This window comes from Aedoeadaptatus urinae, assembly GCF_900155585.1.
GTDB lineage: Bacteria > Bacillota > Clostridia > Tissierellales > Peptoniphilaceae > Aedoeadaptatus > Aedoeadaptatus urinae.
This window is the reverse complement of record NZ_LT707417.1, coordinates 343,120-369,680: the sequence shown is the minus strand read 5'-3', so window position 1 is coordinate 369,680 and position 26,561 is coordinate 343,120. Positions and strand designations below refer to the sequence as shown.

Here is a 26,561-nt window from a genome sequence, read left to right as displayed (position 1 = left end):
GCACATTGCAAAACGAAAGGAGCCTATCATGAAGCAAATACTGAAGAAAGTCACCTCTATCGCCCTCCTGTCGGCGCTGGTTCTCACCGGTTGCGGCGGCGGCGCAAACAACGCGGCAAAAGAAAACAACGACGCGGCGAAAAACAACAACGCGCAAGCGGCCAAGGCCGACGAAAAAACCGACGGCAAGGTCGTCAAAATCGGCGTCGTCGGCGACGACCAACGCCTCTGGGAAAAGGCAAAAGAAAATGCCGAAAAAGACGGCGTCACCTTGGACATCGTGGTCTTTAACGACTACAACACCCCCAACGACGCCCTGGTCAACGGCGACATCGACTTAAATGCCTTCCAACACAAGGCCTTCCTGGACGATTACAACAAGGCGAAAAAACAAAACCTCGTGCCCATCGGCATGACCTACCTCTCCCCCATCGGCGTCTATTCCAAAAAGGTTAAGGACTTAAAGGAACTCACCGACGGCGCCAAGGTCGCCATCCCCAACGACGCCACCAACGGCGGACGCGCTCTCATCGTATTGCAACAAGCGGGCGTCATTACCTTAAAGGACGATGCCGGCCTCACCCCCACGGTGAAAGACATTAAAGACAATCCGAAAAACGTACAAATCGACGAATTGGACGCCGCCCAAGTGGCACGCTCCCTCCCCGATGTGGACGCCGCCGTCATCAACGGCAACATGGCTGTCGACGCCGGATTGGATCCGAGAAAAGACCCGATCTTCGTGGAAGAATTAGGCGAAAGCATCGCACCCTATATTAACTACGTCGTCGCTCGTGAAGAAGACAAGGACAACGAGCTTTACAAAAAAGTCGTCGGCTACTACCAACAAGACAATGTCGACGAACTGCTGCAAGAACTCTACAAGGGCAGCCAATACGCCGCCTGGAAATTGGATCTGAAAAACTTAGGTCAAACCGAAGAAGCGAAATAAGCTGAAGAAAGAAGGGCCGAGTATGAAACGGAAGGCACGAATGCTCTATCCGTCCAGCCGCTTACGAGGGGATCGACTCTAATGGAGCGGTCCCGGGCGTGGACGGAAAAACTTTGAACACCCGGAATCAATCGAGACATCATTAGAAAAGGAAACAAAAACATGAAACACATTTTAAAATCCGTTACCGCCGTCCTCTTATGTGCCGGTTTACTTTTAACCGCCACCGCCTGCGGAAAAAAAGAGGACGCCAATATTAAAGAAACAGTCAAGCTGGGCGTAGTCGGCGACGATCAAAGGCTCTGGGAAAAGGCCGCGGAGCTGGCTGCAAAAGACGGCATCAAAATCGAGCTCGTCCACTTCTCCGACTACAACACCCCCAACGACGCCCTGGTAAACGGCGACGTCGACTTAAACGCCTTCCAACACAAGGCCTTCTTAGACGCCTACAACGCGTCGAAAAACACCGATCTCGTACCCATCGGGCGCACCTTTATCTCCCCCATCGGCGCCTACTCCGACAAGCTCAAGGATTTAAAGGACGTGCCCCAAAACGGCAAGGTCTCCATTCCCAACGACACCACCAACGGCGGACGCGCCCTCTTTCTCTTGGAAGCGGCAGGCCTCATTAAGCTGAAGGACGACGTCGGCGTGAGCCCCACCAAGGCGGACATCGTCGAAAACCCGAAGAACATCACCATCGACGAGCTGGATGCCGCCCAAGTGGCCCGCACCCTACCCGACGTGGATGCCGCGGTCATCAACACCAACCTCGCCATCGACGCCGGCCTCTCCCCGAAAGACGATGCCATCTTTATGGAACCGGTCAACGAAAACTCCGCCCCCTATATTAACTACGTGGTGGCGCGGGGAGAAGACAAAGACAACGAGCTGTACAAGAAAGTCGCTTCCTACTACCGCACCCCGGAAGTGAAGGAATTAAACGACAGCCTGTACGAAAAGACCCAACTCATGGCTTGGGAGCTGGACATCCCCGATGCCGGCAACACCGCCGATCCCGCCTATCGACCGGGCAAATAAATTTCACATCCTCCTTGAAAAAGCCCTTCGGGGCTTTTTTTGTGTCCATCGTGGTGAAGAGCCCCCCTCGATGATATAATGGCTTCAGCACATCGCACTGAAATTTAGAAAGAGGTGCCCATTGAGTATTTCTAAAAAATCCAAGCTCCCCAAGGGCGAGTTTCGCATCATTAAAGACAAGTACGTTCCGGAAATCGAATCGTCTCTTCGAAAGAAGCCGGTGCTTATGCCCAATGCCATTTACAATGCCAGCGGCATTCGCATTCAGGGCACGCGGATTAAGTCCCTGATTTTTTCCACGGACATCGCCGTGATTCGAAATTCCAACGCCCAGGCGGTCTTTGCCGTCTATCCCTTTACGCCCCAGCTGGCCATCGTGCAGTCCATTATTCAGGGCTCTTCCATTCCCGTCTTCGCCGGCGTCGGCGGCGGCACCACCTCCGGCCCCCGCAGCGTGTCCATCGCCTTGGAATGTGAGCTTTTAGGCGCCTACGGCGTGGTGGTCAATGCGCCCATGAAAAACGAGGTCATTCGGGATATGTACGAGGTCTTGGACATTCCCATTATCGCCACCGTGGTCTCCAAGCACGACGACTTCGTCGGCAAGATCAACGCCGGCGCACGGATTTTAAATATTTCCGGCGGAAGGAAGACCGCGGAGCTCGTGGCCTATGTACGAAGCATTATCGGCAACGAATTTCCCATTATCGCCACCGGCGGTGCAAACGAAGAAAGTATTCACGCCACCGCCGAGGCGGGTGCCAACGCCATTACCTACACGCCGCCCTCTTCATCGGAACTGTTCAAGACCATGATGGAAGATTACAGAGAAAAAAGCGAAGCTTCCAATACCGGGAAGAACGACCCGACGACGCTCCACGTGGAAGAATTCCAGCGTGACCTGGTCTTCCCCGCCGATTCCATCGAATTAATTAAACCGGAGTTTTCAGATGAAAAGAAGTAAACTAATCGAATCCCTCATCACCATCGCATTAATTTTTCTCATCATTCTGCTTTTCAGCGTGACGCGAAAATTTCTAAGCCCCCTTTACAGCGTGATCATGTCGTTGATCGTGCCTTTGATTCTGGCGATTTATATTTTCTACGCCTTTCGGCCCATTCGCGACAAGCTCACCCAATGGACGAAAAAGCCCGGCCTTTCCGCCGTGCTCACTTTTCTTTTATTTATCGCCATAACCGCGGGTCTGTTTTACATTACCTTTACCATGATCTACGAACAGGCTTCAAGCTTTATTAAGGACTTCGATTTAAACGCCCTGGTGCGCTACACCCAATCGGATCTTTACAAGCAGATCAACGAGTACGTGCCTTTGAACAATTACGTGGATAAATTCGAAGGCTGGCTCCAAGGCTTTGCCGGGGACATTCCCCGCCTCTTGGCCAGCGGCCTGTCCAATATCGGCGCCGTGGGCAGCCTCATCCTCTTAATGGTCCTGGGGCTCTTCTATCTGTTAAAAGACGAAGACGACGCCGTGGAGGCCATTCACTATTTGGCCCGTGGCAAGTATTACGACCGCATTATGGAAGTCCTGAGCGAAATCCACAAGACTTTGGAAACCTATATTTCCGGACAGATTCTCGTCGCCTGCGTCTTGGGCGTGCTCATGTTTATCGGCTACACCGTCATCGGCCTGAAGTACAAGCTCTCCCTCGCCGCCATCGCCCTGGTCTTTAACTTCATTCCCTTTATCGGCCCCTTCCTCGGCGCCGCGCCTGCGGTCCTCGTGGGGCTTACCATGGGCGGCGGCATGGTGTTTAAGGTCATCGTCGTCAGCATCGTGGTGCAACAGCTGGAAGGCAATGTCATCACTCCCAACATTATGGGCAATAAATTAGACATTCACCCCTTCGTGGTCATCGTGGCCGTCATGATCTGCGCCAATCTCTTCGGCGTCTTAGGCGCTTTAATCGCATCGCCTCTGTATATGTGCCTGAAGATCATCATTAAGGGCATTCGAAACGAACGCTTCGGCAACAAAAACCTCTGCGCCATTCCCGAAGAAGAGCACGAGTCTTAAAAGGAAGGTGATTCGATGAAATGTCCTCGCTGCGGCTCGGAGCAAAAACCCGGCGCCTCGTATTGCAACGCTTGCGGCGCACCCATGACGCCGATCCGCTATGAAAGGCAGGCGGAGGCCCCGCCCTATGAACGCCCCCGATCCGGAAAGAAGACCGCGTTTATCGTCCTGACCTGCACTCTGCTTCTCGTCCTCGCCGTCTTTCTCGGCTCCATGGTGAAAAAGAATATGCAGATCAGCCGGATGACTCAGGACATGAACGATGCCGCCTTTGAAGGCGACTACGACCAAGCCCTTCTCGTCGCCAGAGAGCTCTACAACTTAACCGGCGACAGGCAGTATTTGGATCGCTCCACCCGGCTGCGGGAAGAGGCGCGCCTGTTTGCGGCGGGCCAAGGCGAAGCGCCCGCACCGCAACAGCCGGCTCCTCAGAAAGAGCAGCGGAAGAAAGATGGGGCAAAGCCGGCGCCGAAGCCGGAGAAAAAGCCCGCGCCGAAAAAAGAGCAGGCTCCGCCGAAGCAGACTTCCTCCAACGGCAGCAAGCTCAGCAAGGTGGCAGCCAATCTGAAAGACAAGGACATCATCTCCACGGCCCTTCACGCCAATGTGCGCACGGAGCCGTCTATTAACGCCCCCATTGCCTACGCCTTGGAAAAAGGCTCCACTATCCACGTCTACGACACGGTCATCGAAGGCAATATTATTTGGCTCGACACCGGCGACGGCTGGACCTCACACAAAAATTTTAACGGCGATCTGAAATATTGATCCCCCGCCCTCGCTACGGCGAGGGCTTTTTCTTGCGCAAAAAAATCGGGCAAGCGTCGTGCTTACCCGATGTCTATTATTTTATTTCATCCAGCTCGTGGATAAAGAGTCCGCTTCTCGGCTTCGGCTCAAACCATGTGGACTTCGGCGGCATAACCTTGCCCCCGTCGGCCACGGCCATGAGCTCGTCGAGGGCCGTGGGATACATGGAAAAGGCCACGGCCATATCCTCGTGCACCCGCCGCTCCAATTCCTTTAAGCCGCGCACGCCGCCGACGAAGTCGATGCGCGTATCGCTTCTGGGATCCTCGATGCCCAAGACGGGGGCGAGGAGATTGTTCTGTAAGATGGATACGTCCAGTGCCTCGATGACATCGTCGGGTACGTGGCCCTTAAATTCCAGGCGGTACCAACGATCCTTCAGATACATGCCGAAGATGCCCTTCTCGTCGGGTCGCACGGCATCATCCTTTTCTTCGACGGCAAATTTTTCCTCGAGCCTTTCGAGAAATTCCTCTTCACTCATGCCCTTTAAGTCCGTTACCACCCGATTGTAGTCGTAGACGTGGAGCTGATCGGCGGGATAGAAAATGGCCATAAAGTAATTGTACTCCGTGGCATCGTCCCCCGAGCCGAATTGTTCCCGTCGCTTCTTCGCCACGCGCACCGCCGATGCGGAGCGGTGATGGCCGTCGGCGATGTAGAGGGCCTCTTGCTCTTTAAAGGCATTCATAAGCCCGTCCACGACGGCTCGATCGCTCAGGGTCCATACCCGGTGGGTAATGTTGTCGTCTGTGGTAAATTCCAGCTCCGGCGCCTGTGCCGTGCCCTTTGCGATGAGATCGGCAATGGCGGGTTTATTTCTGTAGGTAAGAAAGATCGGGCCCGTTTGCGCGTTTAGGCGGTCGATGTGATCCACCCGATCCTCTTCCTTTTCGCGGCGGGTCTTTTCGTGCTTCTTAATGCGGTCCTCCACGTAATCGTCTACGGATGCGAGGCACATAAGTCCCCGCTGGCGCACCTTGCCGTCGTCCAGCTCGTAGACGTACATATTCCGATTATCGTCGCGGTAAAAAATCCCCTCGGCCTTCATGGCTTCGAAATTTTTCACCGCCACCTCGTTAATGGGCCCGTCGTAGGTATCTACCGTGGCGGCGGGCAGATCCACCTGCAAAAAGGAGCGGGGGTGTTTTTTAATCTCCTCCGCCGCTTCCTTTACGGAGTACACGTCGTAGGGCAGGGCCGCCACCTCGTGGGCCAAGTCTTTTTTCGGGCGCAGGGCCTTAAAGTCTTTAATGGTAACCATGGGGCACCTCTAGAAAAACCGCACGCGAACCACGCCGTCGATGTTTAAAATCTTTTCGCGAAGGCCTTCGTGGACCGGCGAGTCGATGTCGATCATGGTGTAGGCCCAGTCCACCCGGTGGCGGTTCAAAAGATTGGCGATATTAATTTCCTCGTCGGCCAAAACCTTGGTGATTTGCCCCAGCATATTGGGAATGTTGCGGTGATTTACCGTAAGCCGGCCCATGCTGTTGCAGACGCCCATATTGGAATCGGGGAAGTTCACCGAGTGGCGAATGTTGCCGTGATCCAGATAATCCACCAGCTGGCGCACCACCATCACGGCGGAATTTTCTTCGCTTTCCGGCGTGGAGGCGCCTAAGTGGGGAATGTTGATGGTATGGGGCAGCTTCACGGTTTCCGGATCGGGGAAGTCCACCACGTAGTTCACCACGACGCCGGCGTCCATAAATTTCTTCAGGGCCTTGACATCCACCAAGCCGCCGCGGGCGATGTTGATGAGGCGCATCCCCGGCTTGGCGATGGAGAGCAGCTCTTCGCCGACGAAATTCTTCGTATCCGGCGTGTAGGGAATGTGGAGGGTGACGTAATCCGCCTTGTTAAAAAGGGCTTTGGGATCCTCCACCACGTCCACGCGGGTATCCAGATTCAAGGCATTACCGATGGAGAGGAAGGGATCGTAGCCGATAACATTCATGCCCATGTCGATGCCCATTTTTGCCACACGGCGGCCCGTAGCCCCCAGGCCGATGACGCCCAGGGTCTTGCCCATGAGCTCGGGGCCGGCGAAGCGCTTCTTCGCCGCTTCCACATCCTTGCCGATGGCATCGCCCTTATAGCTTCTTACCCAGTCGATGCCGCCGAGGACGTCTCTCGAAGACATGAGCAGAGCCAGAAGCACCAGCTCCTTCACGCCGTTGGCATTGGCCCCCGGCGCCTTGGTGACCACGATGCCCTTTTCCGAGCAGCGGTCGATGGGAATATTGTTCACGCCGGCACCGGCGCGGCCGATAAATCGCACATTGGGGCCGAATTCGTAATCGTGAAGATCCGCGCTGCGCACCAAAATGGCGTCGGGATCCTCCACATCCGGCGAGGCGATAAAATTCGCCGGCAAAAGCTTCAGCCCTTCCTTGGAAATATTGTTTAAGGTCTTAATCTTATAGACCCGTCGTTCGTCATTAGCCACGTTGCACCTCGAATTCTTTCATGTAATCAACCAGAGCCTTCACGCCGTCGATTTCCATGGCGTTATACAGGCTCGCCCGCATGCCGCCGACGCTGCGGTGGCCCTTGACATTAAACAGGCCCTTGGCCTTGGCCCCGGCGACGAAATCGGCGTCCAGATCCTTGTCCCCGGTCACGAAGACCGCATTGGTCAGGGAGCGATCCTTTGCGGGAATATTATTTTTAAAGAGAGCGCTGTTGTCGATGGCATCATATAAAAGCGCCGCCTTTTCCCTGTTCCGGGCTTCCATGGCCTTCACGCCGCCCATTTTCTTCACCCAATCCAGCACCATGCCGCAAATATAAATATTGTAGCAAGGCGGGGTGTTAAACAAGGAATCCTTTTCTAAATGGGTCTTGTAATCCAACATGGTGGGCAGCTCGCCCTTTTCCTTTTTCAAGAGATCCTTCTTCACGATGACTACGGTGACGCCGCTGGGCCCCAGATTTTTTTGCGCACCGGCAAAGACCAGGCCGCAGCGATTCACGTCGTAGACCTCGGTTAAAATATTGGACGACATATCCGCCACCACCGTGCCCTTTAAGGCCGCCAGGCGATCCGGGGCGAGACGGGTGCCGTAAATCGTATTGTTGACACAGGCGTAGGTATAGACGCTGTTTTTATCGGCCTTGGATTGATCCGGGTCGGGGTAATAGGAAAAATTGTCCTCCTCGGAGGATGCGATGGCCTTTACGGGATAAAGCATGGCCGCTTCCTTATAGGCCTTCTTTGCCCAAGAGCCGGAGATCACGTAGGAAGCCGTTTCGCCCTCGGACAAAAGATTCATGGGGATCATGGTAAATTGGAGAGACCCGCCCCCTTGCAAAAAGAGCACCTCGTGATCCTCGTCGAGAGACAGGAGAGATCGAAGAGCTTCCTTTGCTGCTGCGTGAATGGCACCGTACTCGCCAGAGCGGTGACTCATTTCCATGACCGACATGCCGCAGCCCTTGTAGTTCAACATATCCTTCGATGCCTGCTCCAAAACCTCCACCGGTAAGGTGGAGGGGCCGGCGGAAAAATTAAATACTCTTTCCATTACAAACCTCCTACTAATAAAACACTGTAAAGCACTAAAGCTTTATGAATATTGCCTTATTATACGCCTTCAGAGAGAAAGAAACAATATGGCGGCGATAAAAATAAAGTATATGGATGGCGAAGACCCTTCGACAATCGAATTTTCCGATACCCCCCCCGAACGAAAAATATTTTTCTATAGGTCGAAGATTGCGATAGAATGGTGCTTTTCAATCCGTATAATAGATTTTAGGAAAATCACTCGCCGAGACCTCGGCAAAAGAAATGGAGGATTTATGAAACGAACACTGGCCCTATTGATGGCCCTACTGCTCTTTCTGACCAGCTCCGCTCCCACGGCAAAAGTCTTTGCCCAAGGCGATGTGCCGGAAACGGGCGGAGAGGCAAAACACCAAACAATTTTGGAAGCACCGAACCCGACAGTTGAAAACGGAAAAGAAGGTACACTGCCTTCAAATGGCGGCGCCATTAATATTCGTTATGCATCGAAAGGTGTTAAGGCTAACGAAATGGAAGTCGTCGTACTTAAAGATGGAAAAGCTCTTACAAGCTCTCCGTTTAACACCCCTATCGCCCATCCCGATGATTCTCAATATTCCGGCGTACAGTTTTCCGGCAAGCTGCCGCAAAACGACACGACCAAGGATGTGGTCTATAAGTTCTATATTAAGGAGAAAGCAGACACAAAATATGACGAAAAGAACGTCATTACCATTACGGTAAAGGCGAAAAATACGGCTGAACCGACGATTACGGGAGTCAATCGAACCGAAATTGTCTTGGAGCCGGATTCTCCTTCACGTTATATCACCTTGAACTTTACGGGATACAATCTCTCCGGTGATGTCGTTAAGACCGTCACCAAAAAAGACGGCGCAGTCACCGACGATATTGATTGGAACTTTATTTCAATTGGTGACGATTTTATGGCATCGGCACCAATGCCGGCCGCGCCGGAAGATAAGGACATCGTCTACACCACCACTTTCTCTACGGCAAACGACTCGAGTCAAACCGTGAAAATTACGGTAAAGGCAAAATCTGGCGCAGCATCCACCGAAAAGACCTTAACGGGCATGACGATCAAACCGGAAAGTCTTCCTAGAACCGGCGGTGATGTGGAAATAACGCTACAAGGCGAGAACTTAGAGCCGACGGATATCGAACCTATTATCGTTCTCATTCGCGGAGGTCGAAAAAATTTTCCCATTAAATGGACAGAAGTTCCGGAAGGTTTGAAAACCACCTTAACGATTCCGGAGAATACTTCGGGTGCCGAACAAAAATACTCAATTAAGTTTTTATTAAAAAGTGACACGACTAAAAATGTCTTTAAAAATGTCACCGTTACGACAAATGAAGGACCGGTCGCACCTGCCGTGCCGACAGTCAAAGGCTTAATTGCAGATCCCGTAAGCCTACCGACTACAGGCGGAAATGTCGCTTTAACCGTCAAGGCGGAAAATGCCAAGGCAAGTGATATTCAATGGACGGTAAAAAAAGACGGTAAACCTGTATCTGACCTTACGCCCGACGCAAAAGACGACCGTAACTTCACCCTCGCCCTGCCGAAAAACGATACGGCAAACGACGTCACTTACACCGTAGAAGCCAAAGCGGCAAATGACGCACAATGGAAGCCGGCAAGGATTACCGTGGCAAAAAAGGCGACGACGCCTCCGGTCGTGCAAGACTCAAAAATCATGATGATGACCGATGTCAACGAAAAAATAGACGCCGCATCTTCTGAAAAGACATTCCCCGTTATTGCCACGCCCAACACCGATGCCAAGAATGTGAAACTGCACATCACGGCAAATGGAAAGGACGTAATCCTTCCCTACACGGTCACAGGAGCTAAATCGAAAAAAACCGTCACCATCACCTTCCCCGAAAATAAAAAAGCCTCTCCCGTCGTTTACAAGATTACCTTTAACGCCACGGGAAGCGAATCCGTCTTCCAAGACGATCCGGTAGCCACCTTTACTCAAGCCGCCGGGGAAGCGGTCAATGCAAGTATCAGTGACGTATCCGCCACCAACGACCAACTGCCCCTGGCCGGCGGGAATACCACCATCACCATTAAGGGCACAGATCTGGACAAGGCAAAGCTCGTCACGAAGCTGTATAAAGTGGAAGACGGCGTGGAAAAGGAAGTCAAGCTCGCCGACTACATGACCGGCAACTTCCAAGGACGCGATAACGTCCAATCCGCTCCCTTCACCTTCCCTGAAGTGAACAAGGATACGAAATTCGTCTTTAAGGCTTCCGTGGACGGTGGCAATACTTTCGTCGAAAAGGCCATTCACCAAACATCGGAAGGCTCCAATCGCGAAACGGAAGCCCTGGAACCTAAAAAGGTATTTACCATTCTTGACAACACCCTCGTCGTCGACTTCCACGAACCGGTGCAAGAAGCCCGCGCAAATGCCATTATGAAGAATGTGCATATCCTCGCCGGAAGCGACACCGTCAATATTGGCCCGGACGACAAGGTCACCTTCGACGGCAACACTTTACAGATCAAATTTAAAGATCCGATCTTTAAGGATGTAAAAACTTATAAACTGGTCGTCGACGCCCGTACCTTTAAGCTCTTCAACGAAAAGGAAAACAGAGAGAAAGAAAACAAAGCCTTTGAATCCATCATTCAAAAAGACGGTCCTTATATCGAAGACGCCAAATTTGAACAGGGCTACAAGCTTGAATCCACAGGCGGAAAAGTCGTCCTGAAGCTTAAAGGCTACAACCTTCCCGAGGATTTGAAGGTAAAGATTCTGGAAAACGATAAGGAAAAGACGCCACTCAACGTGACGCCCGAAATTACAGGCAGCCCCAACGAAAGAACCATTACCTTTACCGCTCCGGCCAACACGACGGATCGCGTACAAAGCTACAGCGTCCTCGTTTCCACCGACGGCGTCCAATACTCGTCGGAAGTTTCCAATATGCAAAACCGCTTCCGCCGCATGGTGGTATCGGTTCTGCCGAAAGACGCAGAGGCCGACGCGCCGCAAATCGACTTTATGCAAATTCAATCCTACGGCAATGCGGACGACGGCGATACTACTCACACCAATTTGCCCACGGGACAAGAATCCAAGAAGACCTTGGTCTGGATTTACGGCACCAATTTAAATGCCGACCACACTCGCCTGCGTCTCATCGACAAAAACGGCGTCTACTGGTCCCCCATTTACGACGCCACCCAAGACAGCGGCACCCGCATCCTAATGACCATGCTGGACGGCATCAACGGCGGTACCCCGGGCATGACGGGCAAGGGCAACAATATGCTTATGGAAGTCATCCTGCCCCGCGGCTATCAACCGGACAAATGGCCGGGCTACGAAGAAGGTACCACCTTTAAATACGAAGTCGCCCCCGACGGCGTGCACTTCGACAGCGAAGTCACCGTCACCGCCACCGTTCGCTTCGACGGCGAAGACTCCAAGAAAGATCTGACGCCGCTCCTCACTGATGTCACCGTCCGCCACGTGGACAAAGACGGCAAGGACATCGTGCCTGCGGAAAAAGTTAAAGCCTACAACCACCTGCATCCCTGCGACCTTCAAAAGCTCTTGCCCTTAAGAGACAAAGACGGCTTCAAAAAAGATTTCGAAGGCTACAAGGTTGCCGACACCGATGAAATCGTCAAGGGCATGGAAGGCCCCAACCACTACGGCTCCGCCTATTACGACGGCAAAACCGTTAAAGAGCTTAAAAACAGCAAGGGTGAAATCGTATTGGTATATGGAAAGGCGGAAAAACCGGTGGATCCTTCCAACCCCTCCGATCCGACCAATCCCTCGAATCCGTCGAATCCGTCGACGCCGAGCAAGCCCGATTCTCCTTCGGATAAGGGTTCCGGCAGCGGCCATGTCGTTCTGCCTTCGGCTCCTGCGAACAAGGTAGTGAAACCGGAAGAAAAGCCGGCTCCCAAGAAGGAAACAAGCACGACTCTCACAAAGGGCTACATCGCCGGTTACCCGGACCACACCTTCCGTCCCGCCAAGTCCATGACCCGCGCCGAAGCCGCCGCCATTTTGGCGAGACTTTGCAAGCTCACCGGTATGGACAGCACCAAGCCCGACTTTAAGGACGCCGACGGCTGGTACAACGCCGCCATCAACGACGTCGTCAAGGCCGGCTATATGAAAGGCTATCCCGACGGATCCTTTAAGCCCGATCAACCCATTACCCGCGCGGAATTTGCCGCCATCCTCTCCCACGTCTTAAAAGACACCACCGCCCCCAATCCCTTTAAGGATACGGCCGGCCACTGGGCGAAGGATGCCATCGACAAAGCCTACGCACAAGGCATTATTAAAGGTTACGGAGACAACAGCTTCCGCCCCGACGCACTTGTCAGCCGCGCCGAAGCCGTCGCCATGGCAAACCGTACCTTCCGCTTACAAAAAACCGTCGTCGACAATCCCTTTACGGACATCAGCCCCGACCACTGGGCTTATAACGACATCCTCACGGCCGTAAGCAACAAATAAAAAATAATTTTTTAGGGAGTACACGATGTACTCCCTTTTTTCTTGCAAAAAACGCCGCTTTTTTGAAAAAAAGGAGGCGCAATCTGCGTCTGTAATTTTAAAAAACGCCGCTTTTTTGAAAAAAGGAGGCACTAACCGCGGCTGTAATTTTAAAAAACGGCCCTTTTCGCAAATTACAATTCGAAATTCCGCCCCTATTTTTCGATTATCTCGTTTTTTTAATTTAAGGATTCTTCGTCAAAAGGTTATTGCATTTTTTCAGGGCATAGAAAAAACCGGACTGCAGATGCAATCCGGCTGTTTTGGTGGAGACGGCGGGGGTCGAACCCGCGTCCGAGAACTCTTCCACCGAGGTTTCTCCAAGCTCAGTTTTTCTTTAAATTTCCCTTAGAGCGAAAAGAAAAACAAAAGGCCGCTAAAAGGTAGCTTCATTAATTCCGGCGTCGGGGCAAAGCTTGACCGACGACGTTTCACCACTGATTTGACACTTCCCTAAGCCGTGGTCCTCTTAGTTCCGTGGGTAGCGTAGTTTACGCTGCCAGTGCTAAATTGTTTTCGTTAGCATTTAATTTTTTTGAGCCATTTTTACGTTGCCTGACTCATCAACGGCTTGCTACCTCGGGTTCCGAATCCCCGTCGAAGCCATTTCGTCCCCATGGGTATCTTCTAGCCTATCGTTTTTGGCGCCTAATGTCAATTCTATCGGCAAAAAAGACCCGGCGGATGCCGAGTCTTTGCTTATTCTGCCGATTCGAAATTTTCCACCAAGTCGCCGCCCTTGGTGTAAAGGTAGTAGTACAGGCCTTTCTTCGCCATAAGGGCGCGGTGATCGCCCTGTTCCACAATGCCTTTGTCCTTTTCCATGACGAGGATGGTGTCCGCCGCTTCCACGGTGGAGAGGCGGTGGGCGATGGTGATGGTGGTGCGCCCTTTGGTCAGCTCGTCCAGGGAGTTTTGGATGATCATTTCGCTTTCGTTGTCCAAAGCCGAGGTGGCCTCGTCCAAAATCAGAATGGCCGGATTTTTCAAAAAGACCCGGGCGATGGAGATCCGCTGTTTCTGTCCGCCGGAAAGCTTCACGCCCTTCTCCCCTACGTGGGTCTTAAAGCCCTTTTCCAGTGCCATGATAAAGTCGTAGGCATTGGCCAGCTTCGCCGCCTCCATAACCTCGGCGTCGGTGGCGTCGGGGCGGCCGTAGCGAATATTTTCCATGATGTTCGTGTTAAAGAGGTAGACGTCCTGTTGCACCATGCCGATATGATTGCGCAGGCTTTCCAAAGTGAGATCCCGCACGTCGTTGCCGTCCACCTTCACCGCGCCCCGATCCACGTCGTAGAAGCGGGGGATGAGATTGCAGATGGTGGTCTTGCCGGCGCCGGAGGGGCCGACCAGGGCCACGTTTTCGCCTGAGGCGACGTGGAGGCTGAAATCTTTCAGAACTTGGGTCTTGCCCTCGTAGGCGAAGTCCACGGAATCGAAGAGGATGTCCCCTTCGGGATTTTTCAATTCCACGGCGTCTTTCTTGTCCTTGATTTCGCTTTCGATGGACATAATGTCACGGAAGCGCTCGATGCCCGTGGTGCCCTTTTGGAAGGTTTCCGTGAAGTCGATGATGCGCCGCACCGAGGCCACCATGGTGGTGACATACATAATATAGACGATCATGTCCCCCGGAAGAATTTCCCCCGCCATCATACAGCGGCCGCCTGCAATGATGACGATGAGGTACATGAGCCCGTCGAAATTGCGGGTCACGGCGTTAAAGCCCGCCATGGCTTTGTAGTATTCCCGCTTGGTTTCCAAGAAGCGTTGGTTTTCGTTTTCGAAGCGTTCCTTCTCCATGTCTTCGTTGGCGAAGGATTTCGTCACCCGTATGCCGGAGATGGAATCTTCGATGGTGGCGTTTAAATCCCCCATCATGGCCCGCTGCTTCCGCTGTGCGGCGAGCATGCGCAGGCGGAATTTTCGCGCCGCGATGAGCATAAGGGGAATCATGAGATAGAGGATGAGGGTGAGCTTCAAATGAACCGACGCCAGAATCAGGAAGGTCGCCGTCACTTTCACCAGGAAGATAAAGTATTCCTCCGGGGCGTGGTGGGAAAATTCCGTAATATCGAAGAGGTCGTTGGTGATGCGGCTCATGATCTGCCCCACCTGGGTGTCGTTGTAGAAGGACGCGCTCAGGGTCTGCAGGTGATTGTACACGTCCCGGCGCATGTCTTTTTCGATCTTCGCCCCCATCATGTGACCGATATTGGTCATGTAATAGGCCGCCACGATTTCCACGGCCTTAATGGCGAAAAACAATATAGCCAGCCGCCCGATGAGACCCGGAGTGATGAGGTGAATATCTTTCGAACCTAAATTGGTCATGTGGCGCAAAATCACCGGCAGGACGATTTCCGTGACGGTGGTGAAGCCCGCGCAGAGCAGGTCGGTAAATAATATGCCTTTGTAATTTGCAAAATAGGGTTTGACCACGTCAAACTTTTTAAACAAGTATAAACTCCTTTCGTTATATCCAAAGGGACAGCAGGTACAGGGCCAAGAGATGGGCGGGATAGAAAATATAGAAGAACCAGCGCCCGCCTCTTCCCCGCTTGCCGTTGTACTGATAGATCAAGGGCAGGGACAGATAGACCGTGCCGTAAAGGGGCGCCTCGAAGAAATAGGCGATAAGACCCATAAGCATGGTGCGGCGGCGGTCACTACAGACCAAATAAAACAAGACCATGGCGATAATGCCGCTGGCGCCGTAGTCGAATCTTAAAAATTCCGCGAGAATGGCCGTGACGATAAAGATACATGGGGCGACCAATCGCTTCCACTTACTGTCTCCGTCGAGAATTTTTTTCATGGCCGCGATGGTGGCGGCCCCTAGGGCCAGTTCAAAGAATACATTTTGATGGTCCCAATAAAAAGCTTGACCGAAGAGCCCCAAGTCGAAGGGCACTTCGGAAATTAGGGCGAAGAGGGAGAGCCGCTGAATTTGTTTTTTAAAGTCCCCGCTCAGCAACACGCCTTGAACGAGGAAGAAGCAAAATATGGGAAAGGCGATGCGCCCGGCCATGGTGGCCAACATAGCGAGAAGCTCCGCTTTCGGCAGTCCCGACAGAATGGGAATCCCCCAATCGTTGGCTATATAGCTCGGCGTAAAGCCCAGGCTGTTTAATGCCACGCCCTGGCTCAAATGGTCGAAAAACATGAGCAAACAGGCGATGATCTTCAGGGCGTTGCCTGAAAGACCATTCTCCCTGTGCCATGCGGCCAGAAGGCTTTCCCTTGCCTCCGGCGTCAGGAGTCTATTCATCCTTCGCCTCCAAGAGATCCTGATAGTCCATGTCGTAGGTGGCGATAAGGGCGTATTCGGGATGGTCCTTTTCCACCTTCCACTTTAATTCGGCGTCGATGTGCTTTGCCTTGCCCTCTAAATCCATGGGCATGAGCACGTCGAAAATTAAATTCAAGCCGTCCTTGCGCCCGACGATGCGAAAATCGTGGAGATCCAGGCGGGAATCTATTTCCCTGAGCTTCTTCTTTACGTAATCGTAGAGGGCGTTGCTCCGGGGATCGTCGATGCGAATGGGATCGATGTGGATCGTCGCGTCCATATGGTACTTGGCTGAAATGTACCGCTCGATTTCGTCGATGTCCTGATGAATTTTCATGACATCGTCTTCGCTGTTGACCTCCACGTGGAGTGTTAGGAATTGATTGTCGGCGCCGTAGTCGTGATACATCATATCGTGAACGCCCAGGGCCACGGGGAAGCGCTTAATATCCTTCATAATGGCGCGGATCAGCTCGGGATCGGTATTACGACCCAGAAGGGAATCTACGGTCTCCATTAAGCTCTCCCAGCCGCTTTTTAAGATGATCCCCGCCACGAGAAGGCCCATCCATCCGTCGATGTTCAGGGAAAAAAAGTGATAAACCATGAGGGACAATAGCACCGCCGCCGTGGCGAAGACGTCGCCCCTCGCATCGTAGCCCGTGGCCACGAGGAGCTCTGAATCCATGGCCTCGCCTAAGGTCACATTGTAGCGATACAAAAATACTTTGCCCTCCATGGCAAAGACCAAGGCCCCCACGGCGAGGGCCGAGGTTTCCATGACGTCGGGGTGAATGATGGTTTTCCCCGATTCCCACAACAAACTGAGCCCGGTCCATATAATGATCAGGCTCACGAGAAAAGAGGCCAGATACTCCATTCGGGCGTGGCCGTAGGGATGGTTTTTGTCCGCCGGCACGGCGGCCAGATGAAAGCCCCCCAGGGCGATGACGGAGCTCATCAGGTCCATGACATTGTTCAGGCCGTCGGCGATCATGGAGATGGCGCCGGCCAAGGTGCCTAAGACGATTTTCGACAGGGCAAAGATAAAGTTTAATACGATGCCCAATACCGCCGCTTCTCTCCCCATGGCGGTGCGCCGCACCTGATCCTTGGGATCGGGCAATTTTTTTTGAATCAGTTTATCCAGCATAGTTCCCTCGCCTAAGCGTCGGTTCTTAAGTCCATCTTTAACTTCGTCATCTTCAGGCCCTGCATTTCGTTCACCGTAAAGAGAATGTCGCCGTAGCGCACCACTTCTCCCTGCTTGGGAATGCGGTCCAAGAGTTCGATGACGAAGCCGCCGATGGAGTCGGATTTTTCGCTTTCCAAATTCATGTGGAAGTAGTCGTTGATCTCATCGATCCTGAGCTCCGGATCCACGAGATAGACGCCGTTTTCGAGAAGGATCACGTCGGTGCTTTCCAAATCGTACTCGTCGTCGATATTGCCCACGAGCTCTTCCAAAATATCTTCCATGGTAATAATGCCGCTGGTGCCGGCGTATTCGTCCACCACCACAGCGATGGAGAGATTTCTCGCCTTCATTTCGCGGAAAATTCGGTCGGCCACGGCGCTTTCACCGATAAAGTAGGCGTCGCGCAGAATTTCTCTCAGGTGAATCGCCTCCCCTTGAGCCAAAAGGCGCACCACGTCTTTCATGTACAAAATGCCGATAATGTGGTCGATGGAATCCTCGTAGACGGGAATGCGGCTGTAGCGATTGTCCTTCAGGAGCTCAAAAATTTCCTCTTCCGTGGCCTCCACATCCAGTGCCACCACGGAAGTGCGCGGCTTCATCATGTCCGATGCCGTGGCGGAGGAAAAGTCCAGCACATTATCGATATAAGCCCGTTCTTCCCTCTGCAGCACGCCTTCCTCTTCGCCCACCTCCACCAGGGTCTTGAATTCTTCCTCGGTAATGGTGGGGGAATCGTCCACATTGGAAAAAAGCAGCTTGGTGATGAAATTGGTAAAGGCCGAGAGGAGAAAGACCAGGGGCGTAAAGAGGGTGGTGAGCCGGCTAATGGGCTTCGCCACTTTGCGGCTGATCATTTCCGGCTGCTGTTGGGCGGCGGTTTTCGGCAGCACTTCGCCGAAGATCAGGACCAAAATGGTCATGACCACCGTGGCCACCACCGGGCCGCTGGCGCCGAAGAGTTGGGTGAAAAACACCGTGGCCACCGCCGAGGAGGCGATGTTGACGACATTGTTGCCGATTAAAATACTGGACAGCACGTCCTGAGGCTTTTCCAAAAGTTTTAACACGGTCAAACTTTTATTGTCCCCGTCGGCGGCGCGCTGACGCAGGCGAATTTGATTCACCGAGATGAGGGCCGTCTCCGACGAAGAGAAAAAGCCGGACAAGGCGATTAAAATGATGACCAGCGGTATATATTGCCAAATATCTTCCATTTACTTCGCTCCCAAATTTCCTTCAAATACGTAGCGATCATTCTTTACATCCAATACCTTGGCCCGCAAGGTGCCCATATGCTCGGGCATAAAGGCGTTGGGATCCAGAACGATTTCCTTTTGCGCCGGCAAAAGCTTGAGCCCCTCCACGTCCACGGCGGCTTGGGCCAGAGAAAGGGCCGCTCCTTCGGGGAGCAAAAGGCTTCCCAAATTTAAACGCTCCACCTTCATGTGCACCGTGCCGTCTTTATAGGCTATGGGATTCGTCTTTAAGACCAGTTCACTCCGCATGCCGTAAGCCTCCACGGGTATGCGGAAATAAAAGCCGTCGGCGACGGAAAAGCGAATATCGCTTCCGCTTCTTTCCAAGCCTTCACGCATGGCGCTTTCCAAGGCTTCTTTCGTCAGGCTCACTTCGTAATTGGATTTTTCATTTATCTCGATCTCTTCTTCTTCCGGCCGGTCCTTGGGGCGAGACAAAATATACAGGCCCGCGAGAACGATAATGTTCACGGCCAAGAGTAAAAGAAAAGCAATTTTCCACGAGGAATTGTGCATGATACGCTCCTGTGTTATGATTTTTTTGTACGCATTGGTACTAGAGATATCATACTATAATATGAAAAACAATTGTAGCAGTAAGGAGGATTTATGCTTGAAAAAATGAACACGAGGCGGTGGATCGCCGTGGGCATCGCCGTGTTGATCCTGGGGATCAGCGCCATATCAAGCGGCATCAGCGAAAATTTCAATCGCGAGGCCCGCATGAAAAAGCTCGAGGATTCCCTGAAGGATGCCGTGACCGGCATGAACGAGGAGGTGGTTGAGGAGGGAGATACGGACAAGCGCATCGCCGTCATCACCGTGGAAGGTGCCATTATGAATGTGCCCCAGGCCTCCTTCCTCACCGAGTCCTACGATCATCAGGCCACTTTAAACGCCTTGGACAATGTCTTGGAGGACGACACCATTAAGGGCGTGCTCCTGAAGGTGAACTCCCCCGGCGGCGGCGTCTACGAAAGCGCCGAGCTGCACAAGCGCGTGAAGGCCATCGTCGATGCGAAAAAGCCCGTCTACGTGTCCATGGGCGATACGGCGGCCAGCGGCGGCTATTATATTTCCGCCCCGGCGACGAAAATTTTCGCCGCCCCCTCCACCCTCACCGGCTCCATCGGCGTCATTATGGGAGGAACCAATATTTCCGGCCTCATGGAAAAATTCGGCATTGCCGATCAGACCATTAAGAGCGCCGCCCACAAGGACATCGGCAGCAACACCCGCCCCATGACCGAGGAAGAGCGTGCCATTTTGCAAAGCGTCGTGGACGATCTCTACGGGGAATTTTTAAACGTGGTCTCCCAAGGCCGCCACATGGACATGGCAAAGCTGCGCCCCCTGGCCGACGGCAGAGTCTTTACGGGCAAGCAGGCCAAGGCCCAGGGCCTGGTAGACGAGCTGGGCTATTCGGAAGACGCCTTGGCGGCCCTGAAAAAAGCCATTAAGGTGGACGAGCCCGAAGTCTTTAACTACACCACGGGCCTGGGAGATAGCTTCTTCTCTTCCCTCTTCAGCCAAAAGGCCTCGCAAAACGAAGCGGCGGCCACTCTCGTGTTGAAAGCCCTCGCCGACAACGACCGGCCCATGTACCTCTACGGAGGTGAATAATGAAAGACCAACACTACGATCCTTTTTCCGAAAAGAAAAAAGGCCTCTTTCATAAAAAAGAGACCGACGAAAAAGAAATCCGCGTAAATGACGAAGGGGCCGAAAAAATATCCGAGCCGATTATCGAGAGGGCGGATGAAAAAATTTCCGAGCCGATCATCGAAAGGGCGGAAGAAAATCCCTTCGAAGAAAAAACTTCAGAAGGCGATACACAGGCGGTTCCTTCTGCCAAGGCGCCTCTGCGCCGGCGCAAGTATCCCATCTCCGCCATGGTCTCGGCGGGCTTTTGGATTCGCACGGTGGCCTTTATAATGGACGCCGCCGTCGCCGCGGCCTTTGCGTCGATCTTCGCCTCACCGATCACCGCCCTCTTTCTCACCGACGGGAGCCTCGTGGCCAAAGCCTTCAGCGGTTTCTTTTTCTACCTGTACTTCGTCCTTTCCACCTATCTCACCAACGGTCAGACCTTGGGAAAAATGATTGCGGGGATTCGGGTCATTCATCCCGACGAGCCGCGCCTCTCCCTGACCACGGTCATCGTGCGGGAAGGCTTCTGCCGCTTTATTCAAACCACCTTCCTTCTGCTCTATATCATAACCGCCTTCTCCGAAAGGAAACAAAACCTCGGCGACTTTCTCTGTGACACCTTCGTCGTGAAAGACGCCCTCTACCTCGTGGAGAAAGACGAAGGCGATCTCTTTTACGCCTACGAAAATTAAATCGCGACACGAAAAAACTGCGGACAGTGAAGCCGCAGTTTTTTTGTGCCCTCTTCTGCAAAAGGGCATGAAAAAAAGACCGCCATTCGGCGATCTTCTTTGTGGAGCTATCGACGGGACTTGAACCTGCGACCTCTACATTACCAATGTAGTGCTCTACCGGCTGAGCTACGATAGCATCTCAATACCTATACAATTATAGGTGAGAGATCCGATACTGTCAAGGGAGAATTTACATTCCGTTCATTTTATTTTTACTCGCCCTTCCCCTCGGCGGAAATGTCGTTGCCCTCTTCGTCGAAAATTTCGTCCTTGTTGTCCGTAAAGACGATCTTGTCTCCGGCGCAGAGCACGGTTTGGCCCGAGGGCACGAGAATGTTTTGATCCCGCTGCACGATGAGGATCAGCTCCGAGGGCTTAAAGTCGAGGTCCATAATTCGCTTGCCCTCCCAAGGGTGGTGCTTGCGAATGGTGAACTCTTCCAGATTGCCCCCCACCTCGTCGAAGTGGCTCTTGCCGCCGATGACGGCCACGTCGTCTTTTTCCAGCACCGTGTTTCCGTGGGGCACGATGGTCTTGCCGTTTCGTACCAGTTTCGCCACGATAAAGTCGAAGGTCAGGTTTAAATCCTTCACCGATGTGCCGATGAGGTCTTCGTCGTGAATATGGGTTTCCAAAAAGCCGATGTCGCTTCGGTCTTGGTAGTAGTTAAAGGTCTTGAGTACCGTGTCGTTGGGATCCAACATGTCCATCTTCTTCACCACCCAAGGGAGTAGAGAGCCTTGAATCAAACTGGAGATGATACACAGGGCAAAGACGGCGTGAAAGAGATCCCCTTCCAGAGGCGCGCCGCTGTTGATGACCATAATGGCAAAGGCGATGGCCGCCGCCCCCCGAAGGCCGGCCCAACAGAGCACCACATTTTGCTTCACCGTGGATTTGAAAAAGGCCATGACGCCGAAGACGGCCACGGGACGGGCCACAAAGATCATAAATAATGTGACGACAAGACCTACAGGCATCCAGTGGAGAAGGGTGGGAAGGTCTGAAAGAAAGCCGATGAGGAAGAACAGACTGATCTGCATAATTTCCGTCAGGCCGTCGAAGAAAAATACCACCTCCCGCTTGCCCATGTACTCCCGATTGCCGATAATAATCCCGAAGAGGTAGACGGCCAAATAGCCGTTTCCGTCCAAGACGCCGGTGAGGGCGTAGGTGCCCAGGGCCATGGCGAAGACGTAAATGGTAAACAGCCCTTCCTTGCGAAAGTTCACATGCTCCGTAATAAAAAAGAAGATGCGGGTCATGAGAAAGCCGATGACGAGGGCAAAGCCGATTTGTTTCGCCACCAAGAGGGGAATGGAAATGTCCGAGCCTAAGAGAATGCTCAAGAAGATCATGGTCATGGTGTAGGCCGTCGGGTCGTTGGAGCCGCTCTCCAGTTCCAGAAGGGGCGCCGAGCGATACTTTAAGTTCAGATTTTTGCTCTGCAGCACCGAGGAGACCGAGGCGTAGTCCGTGGAGCCGACGACGGAGCCGAAGAGCATGGATTCGATCATGGAAAAGTGCAGGACGTAGTGGACGAAGAGCCCGGTGACCAGTGCGGTGACCACGACGCCCAGGCAGCTTAATATGACGGCGGGCTTCAGGACGGGCAGGCCCATTTCAAGCTTGGTGCCGTAGCCCCCGTAAAACATGATGATGAACAGGGCGAAGGAGGCGTAGCGCTCCATAAAGTCGAAATTTTGAAAGTCCAGGCCCAGTGAGGCGGCGCCGATGCCGAGAATAAAAAATAAAAGCAGGGCGGGGATACCGTATTTATGGGAGATGCGAATGGCAAAGAGAGCCAGGATAAAGACGATAGAGATAAAAAGCAAGAGTTGATTCACGATACAACTCCTTCAAATGCTAAGAGGGCGAGCTTTTTTTCGTCGCCGCCGGTGTAATGGCCCGGCTCGCCGCTTGCATAGACGACGCGGTGGCAAGGCACGACGATGATGTGGGGATTTTTCGACAGGGCGCTTCCCACGGCCCGGGCACCGCCGGGTGATCCCGCGGCTCGGGCCAGCTCGCCGTAGCTTGCGGTCTCGCCGTAGGGAATCTTTATCGCCTCGTCGTAGACCCTTTGGGCAAAATCAGAGGGCGCCTTTTTCAGAGGCAGGTCAAAGGTCGTTCGCTTACCGGAAAAATACTCCCGAAGCTCCCTTTCCGCCCGGCGGCACAAGGCATTGCCTGTAGCGGCGGGGGCATCATCCGCGAAATCCATGGAAAGGATCACCTCATCGTCGGCCGTGATTTTTATTCTGCCCACCGGCGTTTCAATTACCGACGCGTAAAGGCGTTGTTCTTTTTTCTTCATTTCCGTCGCCCGTCCCCTTTCATGGAAGCCATTATATCAAAAATTTACAAAAAGAATGGGCGAAGGCCACGACAATCATTGCAATAAAAAATCGGCAGGTCTCCCCGCCGATTCTCCTTTTAACGACCGAACAGCTTTTTTATGAGGCGGGCGAAAAATCCCCCGGTCTCTTTCCTTTCGCTTCGGATCACCGCCACCTTCTCTTCGCCTTCTTTCTTTGCGAAGCGAGTGGCCTCGTCCATAAAGTAATCCTGGGCGATGAAATTTTCCTTGTTTTCCACGTGGGCGTAGCGTTTCGAGGGCAAAAGCTCTCTGCGCTTCACATCGTCCTTAAACATCATGTCCATAAAATCCAGAATTCGCTTTTTGATTTCGGGATCCAGTATGGGGCATGCCACCTCCACCCGCTTACGTAGGTTCCGGGTCATAAAATCCGCCGAGGAAATGTACACCTCTGCGCCTGTGCCTCGGCCGAATTGGTAGATGCGGTGGTGTTCCAAAAAGCGGCCGACGAGGGAATAGACGGAGAGGTTTTCCGTGCGCTCGGGAACCTTGGGCACAATGCAGGTGATTCCACGCACCAGCATGTCCACGGTGACGCCGGCATTGGATGCTTCGGAAATCTTGTCGATCATTTGTCTGTCGGAAATGGAGTTCATCTTCAGCCGCACGTAGCCCTCTCCCCCGGCCTTGACCTTTTCGATTTCCCGGTCGATGGCGGCCTCCACCCCTTCGGGCAAGGTCTTGGGGCTCACCCACAGGTAATCGTAGCTGCCGTTTAATTCCCCGATAAGGAAATTGTCGAAGAGGCGATTCACGTCTCGGCCGATGCCTTGATGGGCGGTGATGAGGGCGAAGTCCGAATACAGCTTCGCCGTCTTTTCGTTGTAATTGCCCGTGGCGATTTGACTCATGTACTTGGGCTTGCCGCCGACGACCCGGGTAATGAGCAGCACCTTGGAGTGGCACTTAAATTTGTTGAAGCCGTAGATCACGCGGCAGCCGGCCTTTTCCAAATTCGCCGACCAAAGGATGTTGTTCTCCTCGTCGAAGCGGGCCCTAAGCTCCATTAAAACCAACACGTCCTTGCCGTTTTCCGCCGCCTCCATGAGCTTTTCCGCCACCATGGAATTTTTCGCGATACGGTACAGGGTAATCTTAATGGAAACCACGTCGGGATCATTGGCCGCCTCGTCCAAAAGGCGGATGATCGGGTCCATGGACTCGTAGGGATAGGACAGAAAGATGTCCCCCGCCTCCACCTGGGCCATCATGGGCTTGTGCTCGTCCACGTAGCGGCTGTTCTGTGGCTCAAAGGGCGGATCCACGCTCTCGGGTCCCATCATGGGCGCAAGCTCATCCACCAAACCGAAGAGATAGCCCATTCGCGCCGGGCTCTGTGTCACAAAGACCCGGCTTTCGTCTAAGGAAAGCTTGGCGAGCAGCCAGTCCAACAGATCCTGGGTCGGCATGTGGTCCAGCTCCAAGCGAACGGGCACGAGGCGCTTTCTCTTCTTCAACATCTTCTTCATGTGAGAACGGTAGTCCTCGGCGAATTCGTAGTCCTCGTCGTCCCAATCGATGTCGGCGTTTCTCGTGACGCTCATCTTGTAGCTTTCTTTGACCTCGTAGGATTCAAAGAGGGCCGCGCCGTATCGTTCGATGACATTTTCCAAAAGTATGTATTTGTTGTTGTCCAGACGAACGGTTCGATTTAAATTCAGCGGCACATGAATGATCCCCATGCAGCTCGTATGATCGTCGCCTTTTTTTACCAGGCGATAGATGATGACGATGCCCAAATTGGGAATGTGGGGAAAGGGGTGGGTCAAGTCCACGATTTGGTAGCTTAAGTAGGGGCTCACCGTGTTTTCGAAATAGGATTGCATGATTTTTTCCTCACGCTCCGTCATTTCCGCACTTTCTATGGCGTAAAAGCCCTTGGCCCGGCACTGATCCCTGAGATCCTCGTAAACGTAGTCCTTCTTTTGGTACAAGCCCCTGACCTGCTCCATAATAGCGGCCAGCTGCTCGTCCTGATCCATCAGGGACTTGTTGTCGATGACGCGCTTGTGGAGCATGGACAGGTCCGTTAAGGAGCCGACCCGCACCATGAAAAATTCGTCCAGATTGGAATCGAAGATGGATAAAAATTTCAAGCGCTCCAGCAGCGGCACTTGGCCGTCCTGCGCTTCGTCTAAGACCCGCTCGTTAAAGCGCAGCCAGGATAATTCTCGATTTTGAGTGAAAGAAATGTCGTCCATTATTAGCCCCCTATGATTCGGCTGATAACGTACCCCTCCCGAATTCCCGTCTGGGCGACGGCAATTTTATCCACGTGAAAATACTTGGCGATTCGATAAAGAATCGACAGGCCGGGAAGCAACGTATGAATACGGTCTGCTTTTACCTTTAAAATGATTTCCATTTTTTCTTTATCTTCAATGTCCAGCAAATGCTTCATCAGGGTCTTTAAATCGTCGGTCCTCATTTCGTCGTTGTCGTGGTCTTCGCCGAAAAGAGTGTTGTACATCTTCAGCGTCGCCCGGGCACTTCCTCCCACGGCACAGAGGATGGGGTAGCGATTCCCCGCCATGGCCTGGGCGTTTAAGAGAAATTTCAGCCGCTCGTCCATGGTCTTGCGCTCGTCGTTGGTGATAAACAGGCCGTCGACGTAATCCCGAAAGACGGAGAGGGATCCGATGTCCAAGGACGCCGAGTCCACCACCTCGTGGTTTTGAAAGAGCACCAACTCCGTGGAGCCGCCGCCGATGTCGGTGAGGACGCCGTCCGCGTGCCCCTGAACCGTGCCCGCCGCGCCGACGAAGGCCAGGCGCGCCTCTTCTTCCCCGCTTAAAATTTCGATGTCGATACCCAGCGCCTCTTTCACCCGACGAAGGACCTCGTCGGAATTGTTGACGTTACGAATGGACGCCGTGGCAATGGCGTGGGTGTGGTTAATGGCGTCTAATTGATTCAGGATAAAATTGAAGTGACCTAAGGTCTCGATTAAGGCGACGATACCCTCATCCGTCAGGCTCCCGTCTTTTCGGTAGCCGGCCAGACCCAGGGTTTGCTTTTCATTGAATAGATTTTGCGCCACGCCGTCTTCCACGCGAAAGACCGACAGGCGCACGGTATTGGAACCGATGTCGATGACTCCGTGCATCATACACCTCCTTTTTATTTTAAT

At 53.0% G+C, this 26,561-nt stretch carries 20 protein-coding genes, 1 tRNA gene and 1 other RNA gene; 8 read left to right on the top strand and 14 right to left on the bottom strand.

Translation table 11 applies throughout. The features are described from left to right. Window positions 1-28 precede the first annotated feature (28 nt). The 5 genes from BQ7397_RS04110 to BQ7397_RS04090 all read left to right on the top strand — a co-directional run bounded on the left by BQ7397_RS04110 (window position 29) and on the right by BQ7397_RS04090 (window position 4,800). Entirely contained in the window at window positions 29-952 is a 924-nt protein-coding gene (locus BQ7397_RS04110) for a MetQ/NlpA family ABC transporter substrate-binding protein (protein ID WP_077074843.1), read from the top strand. 162 nt (window positions 953-1,114) lie between these two features. Next, window positions 1,115-1,993, top strand: a complete 879-nt coding sequence (locus BQ7397_RS04105; RefSeq protein WP_077074842.1) for a MetQ/NlpA family ABC transporter substrate-binding protein — start codon at window positions 1,115-1,117, stop codon at window positions 1,991-1,993. Between the two features lie 121 nt (window positions 1,994-2,114). After that, complete coding sequence (locus BQ7397_RS04100) at window positions 2,115-2,957, top strand: hydrolase (RefSeq protein WP_077074841.1); 843 nt, start codon at window positions 2,115-2,117, stop codon at window positions 2,955-2,957. Continuing rightward, window positions 2,944-4,032, top strand: a complete 1,089-nt coding sequence (locus BQ7397_RS04095) for an AI-2E family transporter (RefSeq protein WP_077074840.1) — start codon at window positions 2,944-2,946, stop codon at window positions 4,030-4,032. The genes BQ7397_RS04100 and BQ7397_RS04095 overlap by 14 nt, the downstream gene beginning before the upstream one ends. Window positions 4,033-4,047: 15 nt before the next feature. Beyond that, window positions 4,048-4,800, top strand: a complete 753-nt coding sequence (locus tag BQ7397_RS04090) for a zinc-ribbon domain-containing protein (protein WP_077074839.1) — start codon at window positions 4,048-4,050, stop codon at window positions 4,798-4,800. Between the two features lie 76 nt (window positions 4,801-4,876). Here BQ7397_RS04090 and BQ7397_RS04085 read toward each other — a convergent pair whose 3' ends face one another. From BQ7397_RS04085 to serC, 3 genes are read right to left on the bottom strand one after another with little or no spacing between them, the layout of a single operon-like run. Continuing rightward, on the bottom strand, window positions 4,877-6,106 hold the full coding sequence (locus BQ7397_RS04085) for a DUF1015 domain-containing protein (protein ID WP_077074838.1): 1,230 nt from the start codon (window positions 6,104-6,106) through the stop codon (window positions 4,877-4,879). 9 nt (window positions 6,107-6,115) lie between these two features. Then, a complete protein-coding gene (locus tag BQ7397_RS04080) occupies window positions 6,116-7,294 on the bottom strand; it encodes a phosphoglycerate dehydrogenase (RefSeq protein WP_077074837.1) in 1,179 nt (392 codons plus the stop codon). Next, complete coding sequence (serC, locus tag BQ7397_RS04075) at window positions 7,287-8,372, bottom strand: 3-phosphoserine/phosphohydroxythreonine transaminase (RefSeq protein ID WP_077074836.1); 1,086 nt, start codon at window positions 8,370-8,372, stop codon at window positions 7,287-7,289. The genes BQ7397_RS04080 and serC overlap by 8 nt, the downstream gene beginning before the upstream one ends. Before the next feature lie 277 nt (window positions 8,373-8,649). On the opposite strand from serC, the gene BQ7397_RS04070 reads away from it, so the two are divergent. Beyond that, window positions 8,650-12,879: an S-layer homology domain-containing protein gene (locus tag BQ7397_RS04070; protein WP_077074835.1), complete on the top strand. Its 4,230-nt coding sequence runs from the start codon at window positions 8,650-8,652 to the stop codon at window positions 12,877-12,879. A 303-nt stretch (window positions 12,880-13,182) separates the two neighbouring features. Here BQ7397_RS04070 and ssrA read toward each other — a convergent pair. The 6 genes from ssrA to BQ7397_RS04040 form a co-directional block, all read right to left on the bottom strand. Beyond that, window positions 13,183-13,534, bottom strand: a transfer-messenger RNA (tmRNA) gene (gene ssrA / locus BQ7397_RS04065). 83 nt (window positions 13,535-13,617) lie between these two features. Continuing rightward, the gene (locus BQ7397_RS04060; protein WP_077074834.1) at window positions 13,618-15,378 is read right to left on the bottom strand and encodes an ABC transporter ATP-binding protein; all 1,761 of its coding nucleotides are present in this window, start codon (window positions 15,376-15,378) and stop codon (window positions 13,618-13,620) included. 16 nt (window positions 15,379-15,394) lie between these two features. Continuing rightward, window positions 15,395-16,189 (bottom strand): TraX family protein, encoded by a 795-nt coding sequence (locus tag BQ7397_RS04055; RefSeq protein ID WP_077074833.1) that lies wholly within the window; start codon window positions 16,187-16,189, stop codon window positions 15,395-15,397. After that, window positions 16,182-17,363 (bottom strand): cation diffusion facilitator family transporter, encoded by a 1,182-nt coding sequence (locus tag BQ7397_RS04050; protein WP_077074832.1) that lies wholly within the window; start codon window positions 17,361-17,363, stop codon window positions 16,182-16,184. The genes BQ7397_RS04055 and BQ7397_RS04050 overlap by 8 nt, the downstream gene beginning before the upstream one ends. 11 nt (window positions 17,364-17,374) lie before the next feature. Further along, the gene (locus tag BQ7397_RS04045) at window positions 17,375-18,625 is read right to left on the bottom strand and encodes a hemolysin family protein (protein WP_077074831.1); all 1,251 of its coding nucleotides are present in this window, start codon (window positions 18,623-18,625) and stop codon (window positions 17,375-17,377) included. Continuing rightward, window positions 18,626-19,183, bottom strand: a complete 558-nt coding sequence (locus BQ7397_RS04040) for a DUF2140 family protein (protein ID WP_077074830.1) — start codon at window positions 19,181-19,183, stop codon at window positions 18,626-18,628. A 93-nt stretch (window positions 19,184-19,276) separates the two neighbouring features. On the opposite strand from BQ7397_RS04040, the gene sppA reads away from it, so the two are divergent. Together sppA and BQ7397_RS04030 are read left to right on the top strand one after the other, a co-directional pair. Next, window positions 19,277-20,290 carry a signal peptide peptidase SppA gene (gene sppA, locus BQ7397_RS04035; protein WP_200801198.1) on the top strand — a complete coding sequence of 338 codons (1,014 nt, stop codon included), beginning with the start codon at window positions 19,277-19,279 and terminating at the stop codon, window positions 20,288-20,290. Further along, a complete protein-coding gene (locus tag BQ7397_RS04030; protein WP_077074829.1) occupies window positions 20,290-21,009 on the top strand; it encodes an RDD family protein in 720 nt (239 codons plus the stop codon). The genes sppA and BQ7397_RS04030 overlap by 1 nt, the downstream gene beginning before the upstream one ends. Before the next feature lie 102 nt (window positions 21,010-21,111). On the opposite strand, the gene BQ7397_RS04025 is transcribed toward BQ7397_RS04030, so the two are convergent. From BQ7397_RS04025 to BQ7397_RS04005, 5 genes are all read right to left on the bottom strand, one after another. After that, window positions 21,112-21,187: transfer RNA gene (locus BQ7397_RS04025), tRNA-Thr, on the bottom strand. 76 nt (window positions 21,188-21,263) lie between these two features. Next, window positions 21,264-22,898 (bottom strand): potassium/proton antiporter, encoded by a 1,635-nt coding sequence (locus BQ7397_RS04020; protein ID WP_234970576.1) that lies wholly within the window; start codon window positions 22,896-22,898, stop codon window positions 21,264-21,266. Further along, window positions 22,895-23,368, bottom strand: a complete 474-nt coding sequence (locus tag BQ7397_RS04015; RefSeq protein ID WP_077074828.1) for a methylated-DNA--[protein]-cysteine S-methyltransferase — start codon at window positions 23,366-23,368, stop codon at window positions 22,895-22,897. The genes BQ7397_RS04020 and BQ7397_RS04015 overlap by 4 nt, the downstream gene beginning before the upstream one ends. A 119-nt stretch (window positions 23,369-23,487) precedes the next feature. After that, window positions 23,488-25,632 (bottom strand): polyphosphate kinase 1, encoded by a 2,145-nt coding sequence (ppk1, locus tag BQ7397_RS04010; protein ID WP_077074827.1) that lies wholly within the window; start codon window positions 25,630-25,632, stop codon window positions 23,488-23,490. A 2-nt stretch (window positions 25,633-25,634) separates the two neighbouring features. Then, the gene (locus tag BQ7397_RS04005) at window positions 25,635-26,540 is read right to left on the bottom strand and encodes a Ppx/GppA phosphatase family protein (protein ID WP_077074826.1); all 906 of its coding nucleotides are present in this window, start codon (window positions 26,538-26,540) and stop codon (window positions 25,635-25,637) included. Between the last annotated feature and the right edge of the window lie 21 nt (window positions 26,541-26,561).